Here is a 24,635-nt window from a genome sequence, read left to right as displayed (position 1 = left end):
GTATCATGCTCCGCTAGTCTGCCCGAAATCTTGTCCGATGCAAAACGCTTTGTCTACCGCCATGGAGATGCATCGCTCGGGGCAGCTTGAGCAGGCGGTCAGGCTGTATCAGGCGGTGCTCTCACGCGAGCCGGAAAACGCCGAGGCGTTGCACCTCTTGGGTGTGGCGCATCACCAGCAGGGAGACAACGCGCAGGCCATCGAGTTGATCGGCCGCGCCGTGGCGTTGCGCCCCAATGCTCCGGCGTTTCACGCCAATCTTGCTGAAGCGTACCGCGCCCGCGGCCAATTCGAACGAGCGGCCGGCTGTTGCCGGACCGCGCTGCTGTTAAGCCCAAATTACGCGGAAGCGCATTGCAATTTAGGAGCGGCCCTGCAAGGCATGCAGCGGCACGAGGAGTCGGCAGCGCACTTCCGGCGCGCGCTCGCGGTGCGGCCTGATTTCTCGGTCGCCCACAACAACCTGGCGATTGCCCTGCGCGAGCTGGGGCAGCGGGACGAGGCATTCGAACACTTCAGCCGTGCCGTGGAGCTGGAGCCAGCCTTTGCCATGGCCCGCAGCAATCTGGGGCAGATGCTGTTGGATCGAGGCGGGGCCGAAGAAGCGCTCGCCCACTGCCGAGAGGCCGTCCGTCTGCAACCCGACGTGGCCGCGCTGCAGCACAATCTGGCCAACGTTCTGCGGAACACCGATAAATATGTCGAGGCGCGGGCCGCTTATCTCGAAGCGCTAAGACTCGACCCCGATCTGGCGGTATCGCAGGCTCATCTGGGGCTCGTGCTGCAGCGTGAAGGGAAGCACGGCGATGCGCTGCCTTGGCTGAAACGTGCGGTCGAGTTAGAGCCGGCGAATGCCGACTTCTGGACGAGCCTGGCCGAACTTTTCGGCGATATGGAAGACTTTGCCGAAGTCATTCCTTGCTGGGAAAGGGTGCTCGCCCTCGATCCGCAACGGGTCCAAGCGCATCTTGGGATGGGCTGGGCTTTGCAGGAACAAGGGCGCCTGGAGGATGCGGCCAGATACTATTGCAGTGCCGCGCAGTTGCAACCGGATTCCGGCATGGCGCAGCTCAATATCGGCGGGCTATACGAAGAGTTGGGCCAATTGAGCGCGGCCGAAGAGACTTTTCGCAAGGCGCTCGCCTTGCAGCCCCGCTTCGCGCTTCCTCACGCGCGATTGGCGACGCTGCTGCGCGGCAAAATGCCCGCTGCGGATGTGGTGGCCCTCGAAGAACGCCTCGCGGACGAAACATTGGGCAACGGGCCGCGGGCTCGATTGCTGTTCGCGCTGGCGCATGTGCTCGACGCGCAGAGTGATTATGCCCGTGCGGCGGAATGTCTGCGGCAGGCCAACGCTCTGATGATGGAAGTGACTCGCGAGCGACGGGAATACAGTTCGCTAGAGCATCAGCAATTTGTCGATCGATTGCTCAGCGTGTTTGATCGCGGGCATTTTAATCGTTGGCACGGCGCGGGAAACGACAGCCGCCGACCGGTGTTCGTCTTTGGGTTGCCACGCTCTGGCACGACACTTGTCGAGCAGGTGCTGGCCAGTCATCCGAGCGTGCACGGCGCCGGTGAGTTACGGCTGGTGCGCAAGCTATTCGAGGCAATGCCTGCGCTGCTCGCGCGTACGGATTGGCCGATCGACTGTGTACCGCATTTACAGCCCGCGACAATTCAGTCGTTGGCCGACCGGCATCTCGAGCGGTTGCGCGCGATCGACGATCGTGCTGAGCGAATTATCGACAAGATGCCGGACAACTACATGTATGTGGGCTTTCTGGCGACGCTATTTCCGCAGGCTGTTTTCATCCATTGCCGTCGCGACTTGCGCGACGTTGCCGTGTCGTGCTGGATGACCGACTTCCGCAGTGTTCTCTGGGCGAATGACCCGCAATATATTGTCGATCGATTCAGCCAATACCGCCGCTTGATGGATCATTGGCACGACACGCTCGCGACGACAGTTCATCATATCGACTACGAAGAAACCGTAGCAGACTTGGAATCCGTGGCAAAACGACTGGTCAGCGCGTGTGGTCTCCCTTGGGATCCGGCCTGTCTCGACTATCACAAACTCGCGCGACCTGTGCGCACGGCCAGTCTTACCCAAGTTCGACAGCCGGTCTATAAAAAGTCGGTGGCTCGTTGGAAGAACTACGAGCGCGAACTGGGCGATCTCTTTGCCAGACTGCCGATTGAATCGTAGCCACGCGGGGCAAAGTACGGCCAACCAGGCTGCATCGCTTCGCACTGCCTTAGTGTGCATGCCTCGTGCGCAAAACCGCTGCCGGCCGTTTAGTCGCCGATGAGAAAAGCCAATAGCGGCTCGGAATGGTACAGCTCTTGACCGCCATGCCCCAGTCCAGGAATCACGGCGATCGTGGCCGTGCCTCCTAGCTCTCGATAGCGGCGTGCCAATTCGGTGGAATTGTCGCTCATCGGCACGAGCGTGTCTTTGTCGCCGTGGATGTGCAAGATTCTCACGCCGGCTTTGGCAAGCGGCGCCAGATTGTCGATCGGATTGAACTCGGACGTGCGGCGCTCGAGCTCGGCCAGCGATAAGTCGTAGCCCAATTCCTTGGCCGGAAAGTTAATCGTGTTGGCCAGGCCCGGCCAACTGCGGAAATCGGTCGCAGGGCAGATACCCGCGATCCGCTCAACACATGTCGGATGACGAAAGGCCCAGCCGTAAGCTATCAACCCGCCGTGGCTTTGCCCCATGATGCGTGCCCGCGGCGCCAGGCCATAATCGGTCGTCAGTCGCTCGTAGAATTCCTGGCAAACCTGGGCCGCGGCAGGACTGGCACAGGATGGTCCGACGTCGATTCCCACGATGTGAAATCCGGCAGCCAGCGCCTGCTCGAGGTAATGGCGATGCTGCAAGTTGCCGAATCCGTCGTTGACCCCCAGCCAAAACGGAAATTCCCACAACCAGCGCTTCTGCGCGTCGACCTTGCCGGTCGGTTTCACGATGTACGCCATCCGCCCATGAACGGTCAGGTGGACCAGCTCGCCCCCCTGATAAGCGGCTTCGATCTTGGTGGGCACCGTCCGCACCGCACGCTCGGCATCCGATAGCGGCACAGACGGCTTCGGCTCTTGGGCCGTAACGCCGTGACCAAGGACAGCGAAACCAACGAGCAGCAAGGCTTTTGTCAGGTGATAGGCTTGCATTGTCACTGCTCGAAGAGGCGATGAAGGAGACGTTCGCACCGCCGTAACAGTTTGCATTATCAACTAAGAGAAAGATCGTCAGCGGGCAACGGGGCTATCTTCAAGGCCAATGGTATCGAAAGTACGCCCGGCTGGAATCGAACCTCGACCCTGCGGATTAGAAGTCGCGCGAGTGATTGGCAGGGTTTTGCTTGAACATCCCCGGAAAAACTGCGGTTTCTGCGACAGATGGGCGTCTCGATGACATGTCGTAACTGGCTACAATTTACGATGAGTTCTCACGGTTTCAAATCGATTCTGTACCGTGGTAAAGAATCCATTGACACTCGTTATCCCGCAGCGGCTGCTCAGGACGATTCGACCTGAGGCGCTGTCGGGCTGCCGCTCTCTTCGGGCGATTTCAACGAAGTAGGCTCGTCGGATGGGCAGATCGTGTCGGGCTGTCGGACCGAATCGGACAGGCCTCGCATTTTCCTCTACTCGAAAACAATCGGTCCTAGTGCAGGCAGCGGCATGTCTTCGTCGTCGACAATGTTGACGTAAGGAGCAGATCCCGCGCCGTAGAACAGCGCGACATCTCGGTCGGGCATGGTGGTCGTCCACAGAATGACGGAATCGGGCCGGTCCGGATCCAACTCTGCCTTGAAAACCCAATCGACAAGCTCGTCGTTTGGCATTTTGAAGACGAACCCGGTCGGCCGGCCGGGCGCTTGCAAGCGCCCATTAACTCCACTGAACTGCAAGACAATGCGCGGCTTCGGCATTGCGACCCGCGTCACTGATTTCAGTCGGATTTCCGTCCGGTTGGCCACTCCCTTCTTGGTATACGGCAGTGCCAAGCGAGCCATCCGCTGGCCCATGCGTTGCAACGAATCGTCGTCGAGGTGTAGACCGTCCATCAGGTTCAGGTCGATCGACGGGACACAATACGAATGCGCCAGAGTCTCTGGCAGTCGCCGCTGCGCCTCGCGCACCGCCTCCCATGCCCAGTCGCGCCCAGTGGGACCATTGTGGTGCCGGCAGATCTGCGCGAAGATCACAGGCATGTCCGGATCATGAACGTCGCCGCGAAGCGACTCGACGAACGATTTGAATTGTTGGCTGTAGGTGGACACCGGTCCGATGAGCGATGGCTTCGTCGCGATGCTATCCTTGTCGCCGAAGATCGCATCCTGCTCTCCCTGAAAAAACAACATTCCCTTAACGCGTCCGCCAGCACGCATGATGTGGTGAAGTAAGAATCCATAGCGATTCGTGGCGCGATCCTGTGGATTCCAGATCGCCAACGCACCGCCCGTGGCACAGGGGATCAGGCCGATCGGCACGCCGCTCTCGGCATACAACGCGCGTGCGAAGAAGTACGAACAATCAATCCCGCCGACCGGCACTTTGCTGGCAATGATTGTTCGGATCCTCTCCTCGGAATATTCCGGGTGTTGCGCCTTGACGATAAATGGCGCGAGCGACTCGGGAATGCGGTGGATAGGTGGCACGCCCGCGCACCAATGTGAGTCCCTCTCGATATGCTTGATGTCGAGGATGTTTAGATAGGGCACCGCGGGCAGCTCTTGCTTGATGCGGTCGATGCCGAACATGTTCGACTGCCCGCCCAAAATCCAAATGTCGCCGACCAGCACTCTGCGAAACTGCCAGGGGGCCGTCGCAGGATCGTCCTTCGAGGCAATCGAGATTATGTACGGACCGCCGACGCCCAAGTCGTCGATCGGCACACCGCGCCCTTTGTCGCCCAGTTCAATCGAGCCCGTTTCGCGTCGCCACAGCGAATTGCCGGCTTCGTCCTTAACCATAATGACGAATGTCGAGATTCCTTGCGCGTCCTCGGGCAGCGACATCACACAAGAGGCTCGATCGTTCCTGTCGCGTTGCAGTACCTGGTAGTCCTCTACGAGCTGCACGCGATCAACCTGTCCCAAGGCAAGAGTGCTTGCCGCGGCTTGCGCAATCCATGCGACGAATAGCGCAGTCATCGCTCAGGTCCCATTTTTGTGGGTTGTGGATAGCCCGTAACGGTAGTGAACGTAGTCAATCAAGAACTTTTGGTACATAGGCCCGCCGCCAGGTGCCCCATACATGCGACCGGTTGAAGTGCTCCAGCAATGCATCCCGAATGCGCCAATTCGCTTCCCTAACTCTTTCTCCACGTCGTATACCTCGGACAGGAACCAAGGATCGTTTGCGCTCGCGCGAAAGCCGAGCCGAACGTGCGCATCGTCGATGCATTGAATTAGGATTCCCAATGGCTTACTGGACAGGATCTTTTCGGGCACGGCGGGTTCGAAACGCACCTTGAACGTCGCGCCCGAATAGACGCGCTGTCCGCCGGTCTTGGGATCATTTTCCACGCCCGGTGTCCACATGCCGAATTCCTTACCCTGCTGATCGATCGCGATGAAGTTCATCCAGAAGTTCCAATACGCCGAGTTGTCGGGCGCGATCATGCTGGTCTCGATTTCCCACGGCGGCGGATAATCCGACAACTTGAGCGACGATCCACCGGCAGGCCCAAATCCGGTGCCCAGGCCAGGTCCCAATAGTTTCAGCATCAAGTGACCAGGATGCGAGTGGGTGTCCAACAGCGTGCACTGCTCCTGAACTTGCCATCGTCCCAGGTAACCGAGGATGTTGAAATCGTCGGAAAATTGTTCGAAGGGCCTGGGATTGGCGCCAAAGAAAACACAATAGTCGACGTAGTACTCGTACTTAGGATTCGGCGGCTCCGGCTTGGGGGCGCGCACAGGAGTCATCGCTGGCGGTCCATTGGCGGCAGCAACCTGTCCCAGGAACAGCGGGTGCGGTCCCTTCACTTGCGGCAGATTTCGACACAAGACGTCGGGAATCCACCGATCGGCCGAAATGATCGGCCCCAATTCCCACACGCCGGTGATCGCGCCAAATTCGCTGCAGTCAATGGTTCGCATGTTCCAGCCGTGCGATGCGTCGAATTTAATGCCCACGGCCAATTGAGTGGGACTCAAGAGCACAAGCCGGAAATAGAGCTGCGGGCTTGCCGGGCCCGCGTATCGCGCGCCATCCCCAATCCAAACATAGGGAATGCGCCAATCACCCATCACTGTGTCGCCCAGGTCGCCGCGCCCCCACACCAGGTAGGTCTCTGGGTGCGGCTCCGATGAGAACTGCGGCAGCCCGACACCCGCCTCACCCGTGCAACCCAGATGCACGACCAATAATTGAAAATCGTGCGTATTGGACGGTCGTTTCGTCCGATCACTGGGCCACGTCACGGGGTCGGAGAATGTTACTGCGACGTTCAGCCCGATTGCGGCGTTGACTTGCGTCTTGGCCCCCACGCCGGCTGTCAGATTGAAACTTTGCACCAACGACGTTTGGAACTCCCACGGCAATCGATACTCGCCAATACGGATCGGTTGTTGCAGAATTCCCTTGATGTCCTTTCCCGCACCCGCCTCGTAGATCGTGGCCAACCCGGGATGCTCCGCCGTCGAAAACTCCTTGACATTCCCTTCCGGAACGAAAGTCCAAGGGGCGATGTCCTTGCCCGGCTCGTTAAAGTGTTGATCGAGGGCAGAGATTTCTTTCGGCGCGACGTCGTCGGCGCGAGCCAACAGAACGGGACCGATGTAGGCCCGGCAGGAAAGGAGAAGCACGAGGACACCAAGGCGATGGAGCATGATTGGGCCTCTCGGAAATAGGAAGCCATAGGACGCTGCGGCTTAATTTTGCATCCGACAAAAGTCGAGCGTAACCTGTTTCACGTCGAAAGGCGACGTTTCCCGAAGCATCGCTGATGGCGGCACGGGGTCAAGACTAGCCCTCGCGCCGGTCACATCGACCGAATGCACAAGCCGACATACTTGCTTGGCAGCACCGGTTTCGCAACCGATCCGCTGGATGGGCGTGTACGTGCTCGCGAGCTAAAGGCCCTCGGACGGTTCGTCCTGACGCACTTTCCGGTCTGCGTGCCGCTGTGACGCGGCCCAAGCCGCTCAGTTGCTTGACTAGATTCCATCTGGAAAGCAACCGGAGCCGCCGAGCGATTAGCGAGAGAATAGACCGAGGACAGTGGAATGGCAAGACTTTTGGCCCCGAGCTATTTCCGCAGCACGCCGTTAGCAAGCGCGCACGGCAGACGCGCCTGCCGTTGATACATTGCAAAAGTCAACCGATTAGTCGAACAGTAGGCTCGACAATAGATGCAACGTCGACGATATGATTAAGGCAATTCACGCCCCAATGATGGACCGGCCCGGGGTAGTCGTCTCGCGCAATCGTTGCCTGTTTTACGTAGTTCAGGAAATGCGATTTCGAGTACTTGCAAAGCAATCGCCCCGTCCATGCCTCGGCTTTATCTAGGCAACAAAACGATTCGTTGCGCACGGAGTACGCGACATAACTTGCCCATATCAACTCGAACGAACGGCAGCCGACGTCCGACACGATCGGTCCATAGCCACTTACGACGTTTCCGGCAACTCCTAAATCTTCCGGCGAACCCGTTGCTCTAGCTTCATCGACCACAACCCGTAGGCGCAGTTCCTCCGGCTCGTCAACCGCGCGGAGATACAGGTAGCGACAGGAATCGATTTCGTTGCGCATGATAGAACCGATATTAATAGGCGTCAAATGTCCCAAACTTCGGCGATTCTACAATTCAATTGAAGATGGCAGCAACTTGATTCCCACTGCGTAAGGTGGGCGTGACCTTGGTCGCACAACACCCCTGACGGTTCGTCTTGGGCGCGCGATGAAGAATGAATCCGCGGTTGGTGACTTTGACCTATTGTGAACCTCAAGATCCACAGTTCATAGGGGATGCTCCAACGGCTACTTCTTCAAGTGTTCGTCGAAGAACGCCATCGTGGCATTATGTGTGCGCGTTCGTTCCTTGCCGCCCCAGCCGTGGCCTGCGCCAAGGATCATCTCAACTCGTCCTGGCACTCCGGAGTTCGTAAGCGCCGTGGCGATTTGCAACGCCTGGTCGTACGAGACAAGTGGATCCTTGGTTCCAAAGAAACACAGGGTCGGTGCATCGCCCTTGTTAAGGTACGTGATGGGCGAAGCCGAGCGGCACTCAGCCTGCTTCTCTTTCGGATCGCCTCCCAGGAAAGCTGTCAGAATCTGCACCTGCGTCGGGGTATAGTTCTCTCCAGCCAGATTGACCGGACCGACGAAGCTGACCACGGCTTGCACTTTGCTCGGCTGCTCGGGATTTCCGCCGTCACCTTCCATGGCGTCGGCCGAGTCAAGCGCGCCAAGCATCATCGCCAGGTGCGCGCCCGCCGATACACCATAGGCCCCAATCCTCGTTGGATCGATATTCAATTCATTGGCGTGCGCGCGCAGATAGCGGACTGCGCATTTGGAGTCTTCGACCTGTGCTGGAAAACGGTGTTTAGGAGCAAAGCGATAACTGATCGTTGCCGCGACGTAGCCACGGGCGGCGACCTCCTTGGCGACGGAAGTCATGTCTTGGCGCTTGCCGGCCAACCAGCCGCCGCCGTGAATAACAACGATCGCCGGCACGGCGTGATCCAGCCCCTTGGGGATCGCCAGGTCGAGCTTCAGCTCCTCGCCCGCGACCGTCGCGTACGTGACGTCGGGCTTGTAATCCAGTTCCGTCCCTTCGATCGCCCACAGGGTTGTGGATATGCTGGAGATCCCCAAAAGAAGCACAACAACGGCACCAACTCTTAAGTGATATCGAACCATGGCTTTCTTTCCCGATTCTTGATGATGCGCACAACTCAGTGGAGCATACTGCGCCGGCAAATGGTAGTCACACTCGCGTTGCCAGATTGTAGTTGTTGGTATTCTCAGTGTCAGATCGTCGTTCGCACATTAACCAGTTTCTACGGAGGTTTGTTCGAGGCCCTGGACAATCCCGTCGTCCGGGCCTTCCAGACGTGCGGACATCGAAGAGCCCAGCGAGCGCATGTCCTTTGCTTCTCGGCTAGCCGGTCGCGACAACAACGAGCCAGGCAACTCCACTTACTAAGGTCCCTGCGGCGTTCACGGCGTGCTTGTCGGCGCATATCGCACTATTCGGCAGTGGTCAGCTCCCGCTGGCTTTCCGTGTGGTCACGGATTTCATCGGGGTCGAACCAAGCTGGCTTGAAACCGGCTTTGGCGTAGAGCGGCAATTGATCAGCAAAGTGTTTGGACTGGGGATGTTCGCTTACACCGAACGGCAGACAGCTTACCGCGCGAATGCCGTTGGAAAAGTCGACCACCATGCCGTAGCTCGAGCCGCCGATGCTGTACATGCGCTCGTCCCGCACTGGCCCGAAACTGGGCCGCAGCGTAATAAACGAAGCGAAGCGTTCTTCACCCTGACCGCAGCCGACCAGCCCCAGCTCGACGTCACCGCGGCGAATCCGGCAGAAATCGCTCCAGGGGGCGTTGAGCGCACCCCAGCGCTGCTTGGCGAGGCGCGCCTGTTTGAGAATCGTGTCTGCGGCTTTGTTAAAATCTGGTTCGTCCATTGCTGCAAGAAACTGCGGCTGCGTGCAGATGACAAAAAACAACGCGCCACCGCGGGAATCGAGATCGGCCCGGCGGTCCCAGGCCGCCAGTACGGCGACTACTTCCTTTAGCAAGGTAGCGTCATCGGCGGCTATCGTTGCCGCGTTTTTGGCCTGATGGTCCCGGATGCGGTCGACCAGCTTGTCCAGCCATAGGTCGGCGGCTTCAACCCGGGTATCGGTGGCATAGGCGCGCATCTCGTCGACCGTAATCTTCTCGTCCGCCGCCAACAGTGCCGACAGGCGGCGCGAACGGCTGTTGGCCTCGTGGCCCATTAGGTAGCTGGGAAAATCCACGGGCCGTGGGGCCACATCGGGACAGACGTTCTGCGGCCCGCTGTTCGTGTTCAGCACGTACCCACAGGGCGGATTGAGCACCTGCGGCAATTCGTCGAGCGAGTGAAAGCCCTGCCAGCGGGCCCAGCTTTCGTGCCCGGGCCGGGGATCGTGACTTGAAATGCGGCCGTCGCGCTTGGGAATGCGGCCGTTGGAAATGTAGAAGATATCGCCGGCCGCGTCGGCATAGACCACGTTGCCCATCACCAAACCCAGCGACCGCAAGGCGTCGCGAAACTCACCGGCGCTCTTGGCCCTGGCCATGGCGCCGAATTGCCGGGCTCGATTGGCGGACTCGGCCGGCTCGCTCCAGGGCAGCGCGAACACATAGGCCTTGCCATTCTGCTGGGCGACCATCGGGCCCAGCACAGTGCAGCGCACCGGCAATCGCCGCTCGGCCTTCTTCTCGCCATCGCGAATGAGGAATAATTCTTCGCGATCGTCAAACTTGCGCCAGCCGTCGATATCGCGGTACTGGTTGGGATCGTCTGGATTGATATCGAACACGAACATGTCGCCCAGGTCAGGGGCGTTGACAGTCATGCACCAGGCGCTAGCGTCGCTGCGCCCCATGCTGATGTACGGCAACCCGCAGAAGCAGGCCCCCATCACGTTGAATTCGGGGCCGATCAGGTGCTGCTCGTACCAGCGGTGGAAGCCGGTGTACGGCAGGTGCGGGTCCATCGACAGTTGCGCCGCGCCGGTTGCCGATCGCAGTGGCGAAATGGCGAACTGGTTCGACCCAAACGTGGCGTGGCGGTCGGCGAGCACGGCGGTCACCTCGGCCGCGTTGAACTTGACGCCGGCGCGGTTGAGATCGTGGAAGCAATGCGACAGCGTGAACTGCATATCGGAATACGTGGCAAACCGCATGACGTCCTGTGGGCGGACCGGCTCGATCCAGGCTGGCGCCTGATCGCGAAGTTCCTTGAGCCATGCATTCACGCCAGCGGCGAACCCGACCAGTTGTTGCTGGTGCTCGACAGGAAGCTGCTCGTACGAGGCGTCCCCGCGAGCGGGCACACCGAACGCTCGCACCAAATAGTCCATGCCCAGACCGGATATGCCCTCGAACTCGGCGCTGCGACCGGCGGCGCGCAGGTAGTTTTTGCCGATTTGTTCGACTTGGTCCTCCGCCTGGCAATATCCGGCGCCGAAGTAGATGTCCCTGGTGCGCGCGGCGATGATGTGCGGCACACCGTAGGTGTCACGCACGATCCTAACCTTGCCCTCGGGCGGCGGCTCGTAGGCGTTCAAGTCGGCGCCGCGCACGGCGGCCGAAAGCGACAACACAGATACGGTGACTGCCAGGCAATGGCGAAACATAGTCGTCCCTCTAAGAAAGCGCGATAGGCGATTTCTGACAATGCGACGAGATCAACCGCTGGCGCCAGCATCGGCATGCGCGAGTCCAAGTGGCAAATCAATCAGGATCTCACCGGAGGCTGTCAGCGTCGACCTTGCTCCTTTTATAGTTAGCCCCCGGTTGCCTGTCAGGCGACATTGTGCGCGTAGGCGGCGTCCGCTTGGCGATCGTCCGGCTTGTTGGTGAACCGGGCTTTCGAGCGTATGGGCAACGAAGTCACCAATGAGGGCGTGTCCGGAGGCAATAGCCAGGGAAGCCTCGGTCAGTTCAACATGGGCTCGGCGCACTGCCATTCATTGCTGCCGCGACCGCTAGGAAAGCCCAAAGACGTCCATGCGCCGGCGATACCTGGGCTAGGACCGACTTCACCACCGATTTTATCAGTCCACCCTCGACTGTAATGCCTCATCGCTGAAAAGCATTCAAGACGATCAATCGCATACCGCCGATTTGCACTCTGACGAGTCAAATCCATATTTCACCGCTTTTGACAATCACTCGCACCTACAATTAGTGCGCGGACTTTGGCCTCAAGCTCGTCGCGAACACGCTCTATGGAGGTGCGACTGGCCCATTCGAAATGTGGCGGGGAGATATCGACGTTGGTGCCGCTGTTGCCCAAATCAATTCCATAGGATGCCAGACGCGCTGAGGCCTCCGCGTAGAAATGATCAGCCGCCGCCTTTCCCGAGCTAGCCTGACGATCGAACTGAACTAGGTACTTATCGACAAGATTAAGCGAAAGCATACGCGGGTCGTGATCGAGTGCCCACGCACGATGATCATCTACGCTGGTTGAGTTCGCGCCGGGATCGTCCTTGTACCCTCCCAACTTACCGAGATAGACTGCCTCAGTTACGAATATGTCGGCGAGGCGAGTTCGGTCGCACAAAATCAGCGAGCTGTTTTGCTTGCGTAGTGTTCGGACGGCGCTCTCGCTGAATCGAAGCAGGCGACCGCGATCGCCGAGAAATCGATCAGCGGCAACTCGTCCATCGCCGTCCACGACTTTCTGTTCGCCGAAGTGGCCAATCCCATCACCATTGTCATCGAGCAATGGATGCTCCTTGACGTCTGTTCCGTACCGCTGGCGTCCGGGTTCAAGACCAGCGACGTACGCATCTTTAATGGAGACGGCTTGTTTCGTTCCACCCGGAGACAACGCTCGGATAAACGCCTCTGCCCACGGAATGGCGTTGACCTCGGAATCGCTGGTCGACGTGACGATGACGCGGCCTTTGCCGCTGATCTTCGGAATAAATCCTCCGCTGAAGCATGGATGAAGGGCGATGGTCAGTTTTTGAGTGGGAAGGCGATCCAAGAGTTCCTTCAATTCCGTCGCTGTAAGATCGCCGTCGACCATCGTGTACGTGAAGTCGCCGCCGGCGGGCTTGCCGTGCCCAATCAGGAAAATGAATAGATCGTCTTGTTCTTTGATTATGTGCCGTAGGTGATCAAGGGTCTGACGAAGATTTGACAGTGTCGAGCGACCGTCGATGTCCTGTCCCTGAGTGATGCCGAATTCCGAAAGCCGGTAAATCGCTTCGTCGAGATAGCCATATTCCCTAAGTGCGGCATTCATGAGCTGGTTGGTTTCCCAATAGAAACCAGCAAGCTTGCCGCCGCCGGACGGGCCTGTACTTAAAATCGCGTAATGAGTGACTCGATCCCGGAGAGGACCGTCAATATCATGTTCCTCGGAACGAAGAACGGCCCCGCCAAGGGCAACGACAAAGAACACAAGCGTGCTTGTCGTCCATGGGCCAACACTTGAAGGCGACAACGACCAACCGATCAGCCCAACCATCGACGTCATAGGATTTTGCCTCCTCTCGACCGCGCGTTTTGAATCAACCGATTTGTCGGGCAACAAGCGGCTCCATTGTATCGATTTGGCCGACGGGCAAGATAGTCGCCCGACCGCAAAGCCAGTACCACTGCAGTGCAGTCGTTGTCATCACTGCCGACGAATACCTAATTCTTGCCGGTGGCCGCAGAGAGTTCGCTCGCTGAGATTGCTTTCGATGTCAGCTCACCGAAAACTTGATCGGCGCATCCTGCCAATGTTTTGCGGCTCCGTCGTATCGACGCTGCCGATTGAGAGAACAACACTCCCAGTAGTCGGGAAAAGATAACGCAAAGTCTCGCGCACGAATGGGGAGTACCCGCTCTGAAGGTCGGATTTCGAGCGACTTTCGGCGCTTCGCGATAACTGATAAGGTCTTGCGCGCCGCGAAACCACCGAGACAACCCGCCGTCGGCGGGTTAAGCTGCTCGTATCACTTCGGGCGCTGGTTTTTTCAATCGCCCAAACGCTGGCTTTTTGGCTCGCCATTCACAGTGGTTGCGGGAGACAGGCCGAAATGAAACGCCGAACATTCGTGCGGGGGTTGGGGGCGGGCATTGCGTTGGGACCGGCTGCATTTTCCGCATCGGCTGCCAATGCTCTTGGACCGGAAGCCGTTAGCCCGCATCTGACTCGCATCCATCAGCCGTTCTTGATTACGGCCAAAGAGGCGCAGGCCTGGCACGTGGCAAAGGATTCGTTGGGCGGGCCGACGCTCGCGGGCAGCCCGTCATGGAAAAACTTTCTCGAGATCACCGAACGGGAGCTGCGCGCGCGAGGTGTCACGGACGTCTTTCGCAACGCCTGGACCTATGACCGGTGGTTCACCAGTGACTGGCCCGACGACACGAACTGGACGCTCACCATCGACGGCAAGAAAATACGAGTTGCCAGCTACGGCGCCAATTCGGGCATGACGGCAGCCGCCGGCGTGACTGGCGCCCTGGTTGCCTACCGACAGGGAATGTCGGGCGAAGCGCTCAAGGGCAAGATCGTTGTCATTCCGCCGGGGCCACCTTTTTGGGAAGTGCGCGGAGCGCGGGCCGCAAGCCCGTTCGGCGATTACGAATATCTCTCCGAGGCCGAGACGTTTCCGAATCCGCTGGTTCCAAATTCCGCCGGCATCGGCTCAAGCCCGTTTGGCCGCATGAACGTGCAAGGTCATGCCGACGAGCTCCAGAAGGCCGGCGCCGCGGGGATGTTGTGGGTGGTCGACCTGTCTTACGAGGCGTTGGCGGGCACATACAACTTTCCAGTGCCGGCACGGTACAACTTGCCCACGCTGTTGCTCGATCGCGAGGCGGGCGCCGAGGCAATCGCAGCGGCCAACTCGGGCACGCAGGCCACGCTGCGGCTGATCGCCCAAACAGAAAAGGCAGCGCCGTACCAATTGTTTGGCTTTCTGCCCGGCAAGCACTACGGCACGCCCGCCGAGGAACAGGTAATGCTAGTCACGCACACCGACGGCCCCTCGATCTCGCAAGACAACGGCGCTTTCGGCATTTTGGGCATCGTTCATTACCTCTCTCAAATCCCGCAGACAGAACGCCCGCGCACGGTGATGATTTTTCTCGACGCGCGCCACTATATGCCCGGCGCAGAACGCGCGTTTGCCGAGCAGGATTACGCCGCGAAGCACCCGGATTTCTACAAGTCGGTCGTGGCGGCGGTCGGCATCGAACATTTGGGACAGGTTGAGTATCTCGACCTGCCGAATAAACCGCGGCATCGCACCGGCCAGCCTGAGCCATCGACGGTTTGGGTCACGAACAACCAGGCGTTGTTGGACCTGGCCATCGCTGCCGTGAAGGACAACGGTCTGAAGCGGGTACAGGTGCAGTGCCCAGGCAGAAAAGGAATGCATGGCGGCGATCAAGGCCCCTGGTATGGGCTGGGCGCCATTGCGGGGCGAATTGGCGTGCCCGGCAGCGCCACCATGGGCTCGATGACCGGTTACTGGTCGACGCGAGCCCGTATCGAGGCCCTCGACGCCCAACATTTTGTTACGCAAGTCGCGACCATGGCGCAAATCACTGGCGCGTTGCTGACCGCCGACATGGCGCAGCTTCGACCGCAAGGCAAAACCTCTAGCTGAACGAATGAGGAAGACGATGTCCAAAGCCAAGCTGCCGATAGCCGTGCTCTCCCTGACAATACTGATCCTTGCGATCCTGGCGCTGGCGCCGGTAACCGCGCAAATTACTCCGGACGACGCTCGTTTCGGGAGATTGAATTCCAGCTCGATGCTGATGCCTTATAAGCTGGCCGGTGGAGACACGAGCCAGATCATGCCGCTCTTAGAGTCGGCGAACCAGAGCGTGCTGCTCGACCCGGTCAACGCATATCGCGGCTATACGCACGCATTGGTTCTGATAGCCGGCAAGGAGTGGACGCCCGAAACGGAATTGACGACGGCGCTCGATTTCAGCATTCAGAAGAAGGTGCTTGCTCCCAAAGAGCTACTGCAAACCCGCGTCACGTTTCTATTTGACGCGCCGGCCGCGGCGGGGCCGTATCGCCTGGCGCTCGATATCCTCGCGTCCGATGGCACAAAGGTCGCCGCCGTCGAGCCGGGCATTGCGCTGTTCGACGTCAAAGGGCGTCATAGCGGCGAAACGGCCGGCCTCATCTTCGATCCCTCGAAGCTGGTGGGTCCGGGAACGCACCTGTTGCGAGCTACGTTGAAGAACGGCGAGGGCGCGGATCTGTTTGAATATTTTCGCACGTTCGTGATCGTCAAGGATCTCAACAAGCGCCTTGCCGCGAGCGAACAGATGCTCGAACTGCTTGGCGCGCAGCAAAGCCCTGCGGCTCTAACCGCGCGATACCTGTTGGAGACCATCAAACTTGCGCATCAGACGTATCTGGGCGGCAACTTCCAAAACCTGACAGGCTACCTGCACTCCGCCTATCGGCGGCGCGGCAATGCACTCTTTGAGCTGATGGATTTTGACGCGGAACTTGAGCGGGCCGGACAATTGGCCGCCGCTCTCAAGGACGGCCGCGACCCACTGGCCGATGCTCGCGGTGACTTGCGGCTAGCCTATCGCTCGAATTTCGATGGCAAGCTGGTGCCGTACCGTCTCTACCTGCCTAAGAACTACGACCAGGCAAAGGCCTACCCACTGATCGCGCTGTTGCACGGAGCCGGAGGGGACGAGAACAATTTCTTTGATCGCTATGAGAAGGTGTGGCCCAAGTTAGCCGAAGAGCGGGGGTATATCATCGTCGCGGCCAACGGCCGCGGACCGACCAGCAACTATCTCAAGGAGAACGGCGCGCAGCAGGACGTGCTCGACGTGATCTCGCTGATGCAGGCGAATTACCACATTGATCCTGCCCGGCTTTATCTGGCAGGACATTCCATGGGATCAGCCGGTACATGGTTCATCGGACTTGAGCATCGCGATCGCTTCGCTGCATTAGCTCCGATTGCCGGATCAAAAATGTTGCCCTTCATCGCAAACGGGCTCAATTCGGGCCGCAAGATACCGCTGATCATCGTGGCCGGCGTCAAAGACGCGATCGTGCCGGTGGCCGACTGTCGCGAGGTGGCCGAGAAGGCCAAGGAGCTCGGTTTCGACGTCAAGTACCTGGAGTACGCCGACGGCGATCACATGTCGGTGGCGATCAGTTCAGTCAAGGAAATCTTCGACTGGTTCGACTCCCATCGCCTGACTAGCCCCTGACCAGCGGCTATTCGAATCGGACGTCGAGTGGATGGAGAAGAACGAGGCGAAGAACGACGAACGGATGCGATTCCGCGCCGAGGCCGAGCAGCTGCCGGCGCTGTAGCTCAGCTGGTTAGAGCAGCAGAACGTTTCTTCGTAACTTGTCGCCGCCTATTGAAAGAGAGCCCGCCATGCAACGCGATACAGTAGCCGATGAGGGCAAGTTTTCCATGATTGCCAACGGCGAGGCGACGGCGATCCTGCCGGCAGGCGGAAAGCACAAGCCCATCACGGTGATTGGTACCGAGGCCATCCGAGCGACATTTGACGCGCTTTGCTTGCAGCAGGCCCTCAACTCGCGAACCGCTCCGGGAGTCACGGACCTGGTTCTCAATCCCGACGCACATTGCGGTTACGGCGCGCCGGTGGGCTGCGTGCTGGTTTCGCCCACGCACGTTTATCCCGGTCCGGTCGGTGTCGATATCAAGTGCTCGATGAGCCTGTTGCAGACTTCATTGCCGGCCGCTGCGGTCGTCGATCGCGCAACGCGGCGGGCCCTGATCAACGCTATCTGCGAGCGCACGCCCACAGGCGCGGGCCGGGGAAAGCGAAACGCCCCCAAGTCGCGCCACGTCGGCGAAGAACTCGGCCAGCGAGTCCTTATCGAAGGGGCTTCGGCCGGCGTCTGCGAACAACTGGGCATTCCGGTCGAGTGGGTTAGCCGTTGCGAAGACTCTTCGCACGTAGGGCACGACGATTCGACGGATTCGCTCGCGCTGCGGCTCGAACGATTGTTGCCGAGCATGCACCGCTTCGCCGCCAAGGTCTCGCAACTTGGCTCGTACGGAGGCGGTAATCATTTCGGCGAGTGTGAAGTCGTGCACGTTCATGCCAACGAACGCGCCCAACGAGTGGCGCGAACATTTGGACTCGTCGACGGCGCGGTGGCCTTTCTCTCGCATTGTGGCTCGCGCGGGATTGGTCATCAACTGGCCACCGGCCAATTCAAGGCGCTGCAGGCGAAGTTTGCTCAATGGGATATTCCGCTGCCCGGAGCAGACCGCGAGTTGGTCTATGCTCCGTTGGGCACGCCCGAGGCGGATTCCTACTTGGACGACATGGCGCTCGGCGCCAATTTCGCTACGGTCAATCATCTGCTGATCAATGCGCTGGTCCTGGAAGCATTTCAGGAAATCCTGCCGGGCACCACCGGCCAATTGGTGTATTTCATCAGCCACAACATCGCGCGCAAGGAAATCGTGGACAATCGCCAGGCCTGGGTCCACCGCAAGGGCGCCACCCGCGCATTCCCCGCTGGGCATCATGCGCTGCGCGGAACTCCCTTTGCTGACAGCGGTCATCCGATTTTGCTTCCTGGGAATCCGCAAGCAGGCTCGGCAGTGATGGTCGCCGAGCCGGGTGCCGCGATCAGTTGCTACAGCGTGAATCACGGCGCCGGCCGACAGCTAGGACGCAAGGCCGCCAAGCGGGCCCTCGACCAAGCCGAGGTTGATCGTTCCTTCGTGGACTCAGACATCCTGACCAATTGCCGCATGTATCCGCTCGACGAAGCGCCGGCGGCGTATAAGGATTTCGACGAGGTATTGCGTTCCGTGAAGTTGGCAGGCCTGGCGAGCGAAGTCGCGCGGTTGAAGGCCCGCTTCGTCATTAAGGACGGCGATCAGGCCGATGATTGAATACGACAAGCGGACATCGCGCGAATAGGATCGAGTCCCATTTGGGCAAAGTGTGACCCGTAAGAAGCAGCCCGCCCTTCGCATAGCACAACGGGGTCGCAATGAGAGGGGTCGCTCCCGCCGCGTGAATCGTCAGCGCCTCTGCCAATGCAGGCGAATTTGGCACAGACCTGCATTACCCAGCGGGCGCCGGCCCGCCGAAACAGCGGAAAAGCGGCGTCAGATGTCTGCGCCTTGCTCTCCGGCCATTTGTCGGTAGTCTTGGTCATGACGTTGCCGGTATCAGGAACATCGTAGTCCCATTGGGCGCCCAGCCTGTGATACCGAGTTTGCCAAGAATCAGAACATCGCGGTAAATTCAGGCACAAGCGCCCGTAGCTCAACTGGATAGAGCAGCGGACTTCTAATACGGCCGGAACGACCACCTAACCCCTTATCTCTCGGTCGTTCTGCAATCCCTGTCCGGTCCGTCAACACCGAAAGCGGCTCTTGTTGCTGCTCTCGGGGACAAGTTGCGGACAACTTACGGACAAGGGGTTTCACACCATGCCAGATACAGAGCCGCGCTTGTTCTACTATCTGCGGAACAAGCCAGAGCCGTTGAATCCGTGCCTCATCGTTTTCTGTTGCTTCGTCGTTTACTACGTCGCCCACGTCTTTGGCTCCGTTCACTTCACTCGGCTGGCCGAGGTACTACGATGAGAATTGCACGTACCAAGATCATCTACAACCGCGACGTTGAAGAGTACCGCGTCAAGGCATACGGTTCGGCCGGGCAGCGCATGCCAAATGCCGACTATTTCACGGACGACAAGGCAGACGCGAAGGCTACCGCCCTGGCGATGGTCAACCCGGAGCTGATGAACACACCCGAATACCGTGGCGGGGTGGCGAAATGATGAGCCTACAGCACCGCGACCATATTCCGCTGTATCCAGTGCTGCCCACGGTCATCGTCCGGGCAGTCTCGATTTGCTGATCGTCGCCAGCACCCATACCGGGATGCCCGGTCAGTGACTCGCTAACCGTATGGCGCACCGTCACACCACCTACAAATACGACTTGAGGTCAACATGAACAACGCAATCGTCAGGAGCTTGGGGCATCCGGCGTCATTTATCAATTTCACAATCCGGAAGTGCCGACTTCAGCAACTCGATTTGCTCGTCGCTGATTGGCGTTTGTCGAACGTTGAGGTACCGTAGCTTCTTGAGACCGACGAGCGGTGACAAGTCCGTGACCCCAGAGGTTTGCAAGCGAAGTACGGTCAGATTCCCAAGCTTTGCAAGTGCAGACACGTCTTTAACGCCACTGACATTGAGATCAAGGCCGACTAAGTTCGTTAGTTCGGCGAGCGGGGAAATATTGCTCACTGGACCGCCATCGACCGTGATATTTTCGAGAGAAGTCAGTTTCGCCAGCGGCGACAGGTCGCGAATTTGAGTCCAGTGCAAACCAATGCCGGAAAGCTTCGTAAGGGCTGCAACCTCGGGGATTTCTCCTGAGAAACTCGGGCCATCGACGATGACCTGCCGAACTTTCTGGCCGCAGACTCTCGACAGCGACCGTTGCCACCAGGCTGGTTGCGAAAACGGGTCAGAGCCATCAAAACGTCCTGCTATGTCAATACGCGCCCCTCTCGTTTTAAGATCTTCGGCAATCAGGAGTTCACGCTCTGACCGCTTTCGCTCAGACGCCACCCAACCCAAACCAATGGCTACCAGGGTTAGGAGGAAAAACACCGATCGCAGGCTGTAAGAGAACCAGCGGCGGCGCGTCGTAGAGCCATCTGACATGCGACCTATTGTACCGCGCATAAAGAAGCCGCCAGGGCTGCGATCATAGACCGAACGCCTCTGGCTCCCAGGTGAAGAAACGGCCGTCCTTGCGGTGGAAGGTCCGCACATATGCCTCGGGAAATAGCGCCCTCGTGCGCTTGATCTTGCGCCGATCGTCGTCCGTATACTCGCCCCATCCATCAGCCATAATATGAATCGTGTGCCAGCCCGGCTCGCCAAAGAGCCTAAGCATTGGCGGGGCGGACACGTTCACTCCAGCGACTGCAGTATCAGGCGCAAAACCCTCAGCAATACGGGTTGCGTCATCGTCCGCGATCAGAGCATGCCTTTCCCATATCCAGTTGAGGTAATGGCCTAGAAAACTTGCGATGACAGCCATCAATATGAATAATGTCCCAAGTCCAAATTGGAACCAGCGGCGGCGGATCGGAGGCATTGTAGACATGCGAGCTATTGTACCGCTCACCGGCATACCGATTCCAGCAAACGAAACAACCTCGGTAGCAATTGCTACCGAGGTTGCTTTATTTAGGCAGAGGGCCGCCCGTCGCATGGGGCAGAGCAACTTCGAGCGCCCCGGTATGAGCATCGCTGCCCACGGCCGCCAGTCTAGCGAGTACGAGCGCGGCGTCAATAAAAAGACCGCTGGGTAGTCGTTAGTCAATCCACCCAGCGGCCAGCCCGGGAGCCGCTAAGCAGCCAGGCCCGAAGATTGAACACCGCAGGACGGCAATCCGACCGGGCCAACAGCATATAAAAGGAGCTAGTGATCCTTCGCGGCAGGTGGGTCGCTCGTTCGTTTGAACATATGACCACAACGCTCGCATCGGCAGTCAGAGATTGTCGCGACCGCCTTCCCAGAATCGTCTAAGTCTGCTGTTTGGCCGACCACCTTTGCAGTATCGTGATAACACTTGGGGCACCGGACGTTCACATCATTAGCCATTGCGTAGCTATCTCCGCTTAAACTTGAGCGCACTAGGGGCGCGCCTCAAATCGAGGAATCGACCTGGGTAGGGAATCGCGCTGGCGCGCAGCGCGACATTCAGAGACGCGACGGGCTTCTATATGCCGCCAGCGTTCGTGATGAACAGCACCAAATAGAGGTGGTGTTCAGTGAGTGGATTCAACTCGATTCGTTGGGACATTCCTATCCGCCAAAGACTTGTCCGGCCGGCTGTATGTGGTTGACTGCCGAAGCCTGAGAGACTGGGCAAATCCCGTACCATCCTCATCCACCCGGGATTTGCGTCGGTATTGAGGAAATTCTTGATCGCTCGCGAACCACCCTTGATCGTCCGTTGACCAGCCACTGTGGACGTCAATGAAACGACCCCAGACGATCAATGTCGCCTGGGGTCGTTGTGTTTGAATCGCTTGATCCGTCGGGACTATGTGGTCGTCTTGCGGCGCTGACGCCACGCGGCCAACCCGATAAGGCCCAAAGCGGCTAGCACAATGCTGCCCGGCTCGGGCACGGACACTGGGGCGGTCACGAAAGCATTGGAGACGATTTGGAAATCGTTATTGCTTGATGCACTTCCGCCACCAATTAGGCGACCGTGGAGATTAACGGCATCGACGTTGACCTTCATGTTTGGTGCCAAAAAGATGCCGTTCGCGATCGCTTGGTTCGCAGCACCGCCTAATTCCCCGCCCGTGCCAACGAAATTGTACAGTACGTGGTCAGACGTAATCCCGCCCGAAAGGCTAAACGCGCCGTTGAATTTCTCATTGCTGTTGCCGTTGGCGATGTTAATGACCACGTATTGACTCGCGGTCCCGTTGATCGTGATTCCGCCGCTGTTGTTGTTAAATTTATTCGAGGCGACGGAGAAAACTTCATTGCCGTTGCCGTCTATCGTGCCGGAAGAGGCATTGATGACTTGGCCGCTGCCCGAAATCACCAAGGTTGTGCCTGGCTCAGCGCCCAACGTCGTATTGAGTGAGTTCATCGTGGTAAGGGCCGAAGTCACGGCAGCGACGGTGTTTGACACTGTGCCGGTGACGGTGCCGCCAAAGTTGGGCCCGCCGGATGGCTGCGCGGCAGAGAAATCTACGTTGCCATGAATTGTCCCGCCGGACAGCCCGACAGAGTTGACCGGGCTGCCTACCCCGAGATTTCCAGTGATACCAGAATCGCTGGTCAACTGGACGTTATGCAGATGGGGTTCAACCAAAACGGCATAGTTGGCGGCGCTTCCAATGAGGAAACCCGCGTGCGCTTGAGAAGCCATTGAGAGAATGGCAAGCGCGCAAAGGTAGCGACAAAGAGTGTGAAGCATGGACAATCCCCCGTTCATTAGCTGATCCGAAAACTAGCAGTCTGGCCGTAGCGTGTACATTTTGACGCCTCATTGGCCATTTTTTGGGCACGTCCATGCCGTCCGTCTAGATTCGCCAAGCACCCCAAAAATAACTAGGGAATCGCCGGCCATTTTCCGGAAATTTGGTCGCACGCTCTATAATGTGTTCAGGTCATGGGGTTTATGACCTAATGTGAATGTTGTGGCAATGACGAAAAGGTATGTCTCCAAGGTCAAGCGGTCCCGTCGGCGCAATTTCTGAGCCATTCTGTGGCTGCCAATCTGGCAAAATAAAAATACCGCCAGCGGTTCGCACCCCGCTGGCGGTTTCTACGCCGCTACAAGCCACAAGATCAGGCTGCAAGCCGTGGGTATGTTTGCTCCGCCGTCCGTAACTCGGATGACGCCTTGGCGACGATCACAGACACATCATCAATGCGGATGATGCGCTACGGGCGCTCGTGCCTGCATTTACCGCGATGTTCTGATTCTTGGCAAACTCGGTATCCCAGTATCAGGAACATCGTAGTCCCATCGGACGTCCAGCCCAGCGGACTTCTAAACGCGCCGGGAAACGCTGCCAAGCTCTCCGGTAGGTTCATTTTCACGCTATCGCGGACAAGTCACGAACAAACGCGGACAAGGGGTAATCACATCACGCGTGCCAGCGACTCCATTTTGTTCGCGCTGTTGGTCGCGTTCGCGTCTGCGATCGGCTCCAGCGTCGGTAGTGCCATTCTGTCGGTCCCTCCGCCGGCTGCTGGAACGGCCGGAGAAGTAGAGATGCTGCGGAGGTCCGAAAAAAAACGACAGAATCGCGGCCCGTTTCTCCGGCATGAGCTAGAGTTCATTGTCGAGCAGCTGCGCCGATGCCGCGCCCCATGACGTGTCGAGTTCGATGAGGCGGCCATGCACAACGGTGAACGGACGGTCATCGCGGGCGGATTGATCGGCGGACTTCTCGTCGGGGTCCTTTTGTTCAAAGGCGGAATCTCGGCAGGTAAGACCGACGCCGTCGTAGTCGCCGTTCCCGCGACTTCGCCTTCCGCCGACGCGCTATCTCCCGATCCCGAGGTCGAGGCGCTCAAAAAACGGATTGCCGTCCTCGAAAAGAAACAGCTCGCACGACGCTTGGCGGAGCTTGAGGCCGCAACAGAGGAGTCGGCTGAAATCGACGATTCGCTAGCAGACCGACAAGAGCACCCCGCTTTGCCGACCCGAAGGCCGGCCGTGTCCGCGCAGGAAATCGAGACGCCTCCGCGAAAACGCGGTGCGGAACAGCCGGCAGCAGAAAAGCCCTCTGCGGGACAGACGACCCTCGGCTACTGGAACGCGCTCAACGACGTCATCGCGCGGGAATCGGCGATGCGCGCCCCGCCGGCGAACGTGACGGCAGCCAATGCCGGCGAATTCGTGGGGGCGCGATTGAAGGCCGGTCGGTTCGCCTCCGAAGCGCTCGGCGCTCTCGACGCGCGCGGCGTCGATGCCGAGGCCCTGCAGCTTGGGCGCGAACTGATGGCCTGGTATCGGGAGGAAGTGACCCTTAACGAGCGGGCCACATCGCTGCTTGGCTCCGCGAGCGCCGCCGATCGCAAAGGGGCCGCCGGCTCGTGGCGTTCCGGCGAAGAACAACACCGCCGGAAGTGCGACGAGATCAACCGGCACGGCGCCGCGCTCCGAGCGCGCCTGGCGCGCAAGTACGGCTTGGCGTTCCCCCCGCTCAATTGATCGGAGAGCGCGCCGCGCGTGACGGTCCGTGACGCACTTGTGACCGCTGACTACGAAACGTGGCAGGAGATGGACAAGCTACAGTCGATCGGCGACACGACCGGGCTAGACCAATTGTCCGATGCGAAGCTGATCACGCGCGCCCGGGAGCCAAGCTATTGCTTGTAGAACGGCTCCAACGGCTG

The 24,635-nt window shown here is 59.0% G+C and carries 19 protein-coding genes; 9 read left to right on the top strand and 10 right to left on the bottom strand.

Features of this window, described 5'->3' with window-relative positions; all coding sequences use genetic code 11:
* The first annotated feature begins 37 nt into the window (after positions 1-37).
* Positions 38-2,212: a tetratricopeptide repeat protein gene (locus VGG64_22400; GenBank protein ID HEY1602370.1), complete on the top strand. Its 2,175-nt coding sequence runs from the start codon at positions 38-40 to the stop codon at positions 2,210-2,212.
* Between the two features lie 89 nt (positions 2,213-2,301).
* On the opposite strand, the gene VGG64_22395 is transcribed toward VGG64_22400, so the two are convergent.
* The 7 genes from VGG64_22395 to VGG64_22365 form a co-directional block, all read right to left on the bottom strand.
* Positions 2,302-3,180, bottom strand: coding sequence for a prolyl oligopeptidase family serine peptidase (locus VGG64_22395; protein ID HEY1602369.1), 879 nt, complete (start codon positions 3,178-3,180; stop codon positions 2,302-2,304).
* A gap of 476 nt (positions 3,181-3,656) precedes the next feature.
* The gene (locus VGG64_22390; protein ID HEY1602368.1) at positions 3,657-5,168 is read right to left on the bottom strand and encodes a sialate O-acetylesterase; all 1,512 of its coding nucleotides are present in this window, start codon (positions 5,166-5,168) and stop codon (positions 3,657-3,659) included.
* Between the two features lie 3 nt (positions 5,169-5,171).
* Positions 5,172-6,851, bottom strand: a complete 1,680-nt coding sequence (locus tag VGG64_22385; protein HEY1602367.1) for a hypothetical protein — start codon at positions 6,849-6,851, stop codon at positions 5,172-5,174.
* A 487-nt stretch (positions 6,852-7,338) separates the two neighbouring features.
* Positions 7,339-7,776 carry a hypothetical protein gene (locus tag VGG64_22380; GenBank protein HEY1602366.1) on the bottom strand — a complete coding sequence of 146 codons (438 nt, stop codon included), beginning with the start codon at positions 7,774-7,776 and terminating at the stop codon, positions 7,339-7,341.
* Positions 7,777-8,004: 228 nt separating this feature from the next.
* A complete protein-coding gene (locus tag VGG64_22375) occupies positions 8,005-8,889 on the bottom strand; it encodes an alpha/beta hydrolase (GenBank protein HEY1602365.1) in 885 nt (294 codons plus the stop codon).
* A 329-nt stretch (positions 8,890-9,218) separates the two neighbouring features.
* Positions 9,219-11,363 carry a penicillin acylase family protein gene (locus VGG64_22370; protein ID HEY1602364.1) on the bottom strand — a complete coding sequence of 715 codons (2,145 nt, stop codon included), beginning with the start codon at positions 11,361-11,363 and terminating at the stop codon, positions 9,219-9,221.
* A 518-nt stretch (positions 11,364-11,881) separates the two neighbouring features.
* Positions 11,882-13,219 carry a C13 family peptidase gene (locus VGG64_22365; GenBank protein ID HEY1602363.1) on the bottom strand — a complete coding sequence of 446 codons (1,338 nt, stop codon included), beginning with the start codon at positions 13,217-13,219 and terminating at the stop codon, positions 11,882-11,884.
* A 547-nt stretch (positions 13,220-13,766) separates the two neighbouring features.
* On the opposite strand from VGG64_22365, the gene VGG64_22360 reads away from it, so the two are divergent.
* The 5 genes from VGG64_22360 to VGG64_22340 all read left to right on the top strand — a co-directional run bounded on the left by VGG64_22360 (position 13,767) and on the right by VGG64_22340 (position 19,516).
* Positions 13,767-15,344 (top strand): hypothetical protein, encoded by a 1,578-nt coding sequence (locus tag VGG64_22360; GenBank protein ID HEY1602362.1) that lies wholly within the window; start codon positions 13,767-13,769, stop codon positions 15,342-15,344.
* A 16-nt stretch (positions 15,345-15,360) separates the two neighbouring features.
* Positions 15,361-16,938, top strand: coding sequence for a prolyl oligopeptidase family serine peptidase (locus tag VGG64_22355; GenBank protein HEY1602361.1), 1,578 nt, complete (start codon positions 15,361-15,363; stop codon positions 16,936-16,938).
* Between the two features lie 173 nt (positions 16,939-17,111).
* Positions 17,112-18,617, top strand: a complete 1,506-nt coding sequence (locus VGG64_22350; protein HEY1602360.1) for an RtcB family protein — start codon at positions 17,112-17,114, stop codon at positions 18,615-18,617.
* Between the two features lie 546 nt (positions 18,618-19,163).
* The gene (locus tag VGG64_22345; GenBank protein ID HEY1602359.1) at positions 19,164-19,319 is read left to right on the top strand and encodes a hypothetical protein; all 156 of its coding nucleotides are present in this window, start codon (positions 19,164-19,166) and stop codon (positions 19,317-19,319) included.
* On the top strand, positions 19,316-19,516 hold the full coding sequence (locus VGG64_22340; GenBank protein ID HEY1602358.1) for a hypothetical protein: 201 nt from the start codon (positions 19,316-19,318) through the stop codon (positions 19,514-19,516). The genes VGG64_22345 and VGG64_22340 overlap by 4 nt, the downstream gene beginning before the upstream one ends.
* Positions 19,517-19,729: 213 nt before the next feature.
* Here VGG64_22340 and VGG64_22335 read toward each other — a convergent pair whose 3' ends face one another.
* Both VGG64_22335 and VGG64_22330 read right to left on the bottom strand, forming a co-directional pair.
* Positions 19,730-20,413, bottom strand: coding sequence for a hypothetical protein (locus VGG64_22335; GenBank protein HEY1602357.1), 684 nt, complete (start codon positions 20,411-20,413; stop codon positions 19,730-19,732).
* A 43-nt stretch (positions 20,414-20,456) separates the two neighbouring features.
* The gene (locus VGG64_22330; protein ID HEY1602356.1) at positions 20,457-20,663 is read right to left on the bottom strand and encodes a hypothetical protein; all 207 of its coding nucleotides are present in this window, start codon (positions 20,661-20,663) and stop codon (positions 20,457-20,459) included.
* A 121-nt stretch (positions 20,664-20,784) separates the two neighbouring features.
* Here VGG64_22330 and VGG64_22325 point away from each other — a divergent pair, with 121 nt between their 5' ends.
* Entirely contained in the window at positions 20,785-21,069 is a 285-nt protein-coding gene (locus tag VGG64_22325; protein HEY1602355.1) for a hypothetical protein, read from the top strand.
* A gap of 738 nt (positions 21,070-21,807) precedes the next feature.
* Here the strand turns inward: VGG64_22325 and VGG64_22320 are convergent.
* The gene (locus tag VGG64_22320; protein HEY1602354.1) at positions 21,808-22,701 is read right to left on the bottom strand and encodes a collagen-binding domain-containing protein; all 894 of its coding nucleotides are present in this window, start codon (positions 22,699-22,701) and stop codon (positions 21,808-21,810) included.
* 930 nt (positions 22,702-23,631) lie between these two features.
* Between VGG64_22320 and VGG64_22315 the strand changes: the two genes are divergently transcribed.
* On the top strand, positions 23,632-24,450 hold the full coding sequence (locus tag VGG64_22315; GenBank protein HEY1602353.1) for a hypothetical protein: 819 nt from the start codon (positions 23,632-23,634) through the stop codon (positions 24,448-24,450).
* A gap of 18 nt (positions 24,451-24,468) precedes the next feature.
* Positions 24,469-24,618 (top strand): hypothetical protein, encoded by a 150-nt coding sequence (locus VGG64_22310; GenBank protein HEY1602352.1) that lies wholly within the window; start codon positions 24,469-24,471, stop codon positions 24,616-24,618.
* Positions 24,619-24,635: the final 17 nt, after the last annotated feature.

Source organism: Pirellulales bacterium, assembly GCA_036490175.1.
Lineage (GTDB): Bacteria > Planctomycetota > Planctomycetia > Pirellulales > JACPPG01 > JACPPG01.
Note: the sequence above shows the minus strand (reverse complement) of the source record. Positions and strands in the feature narration are given on the sequence as shown.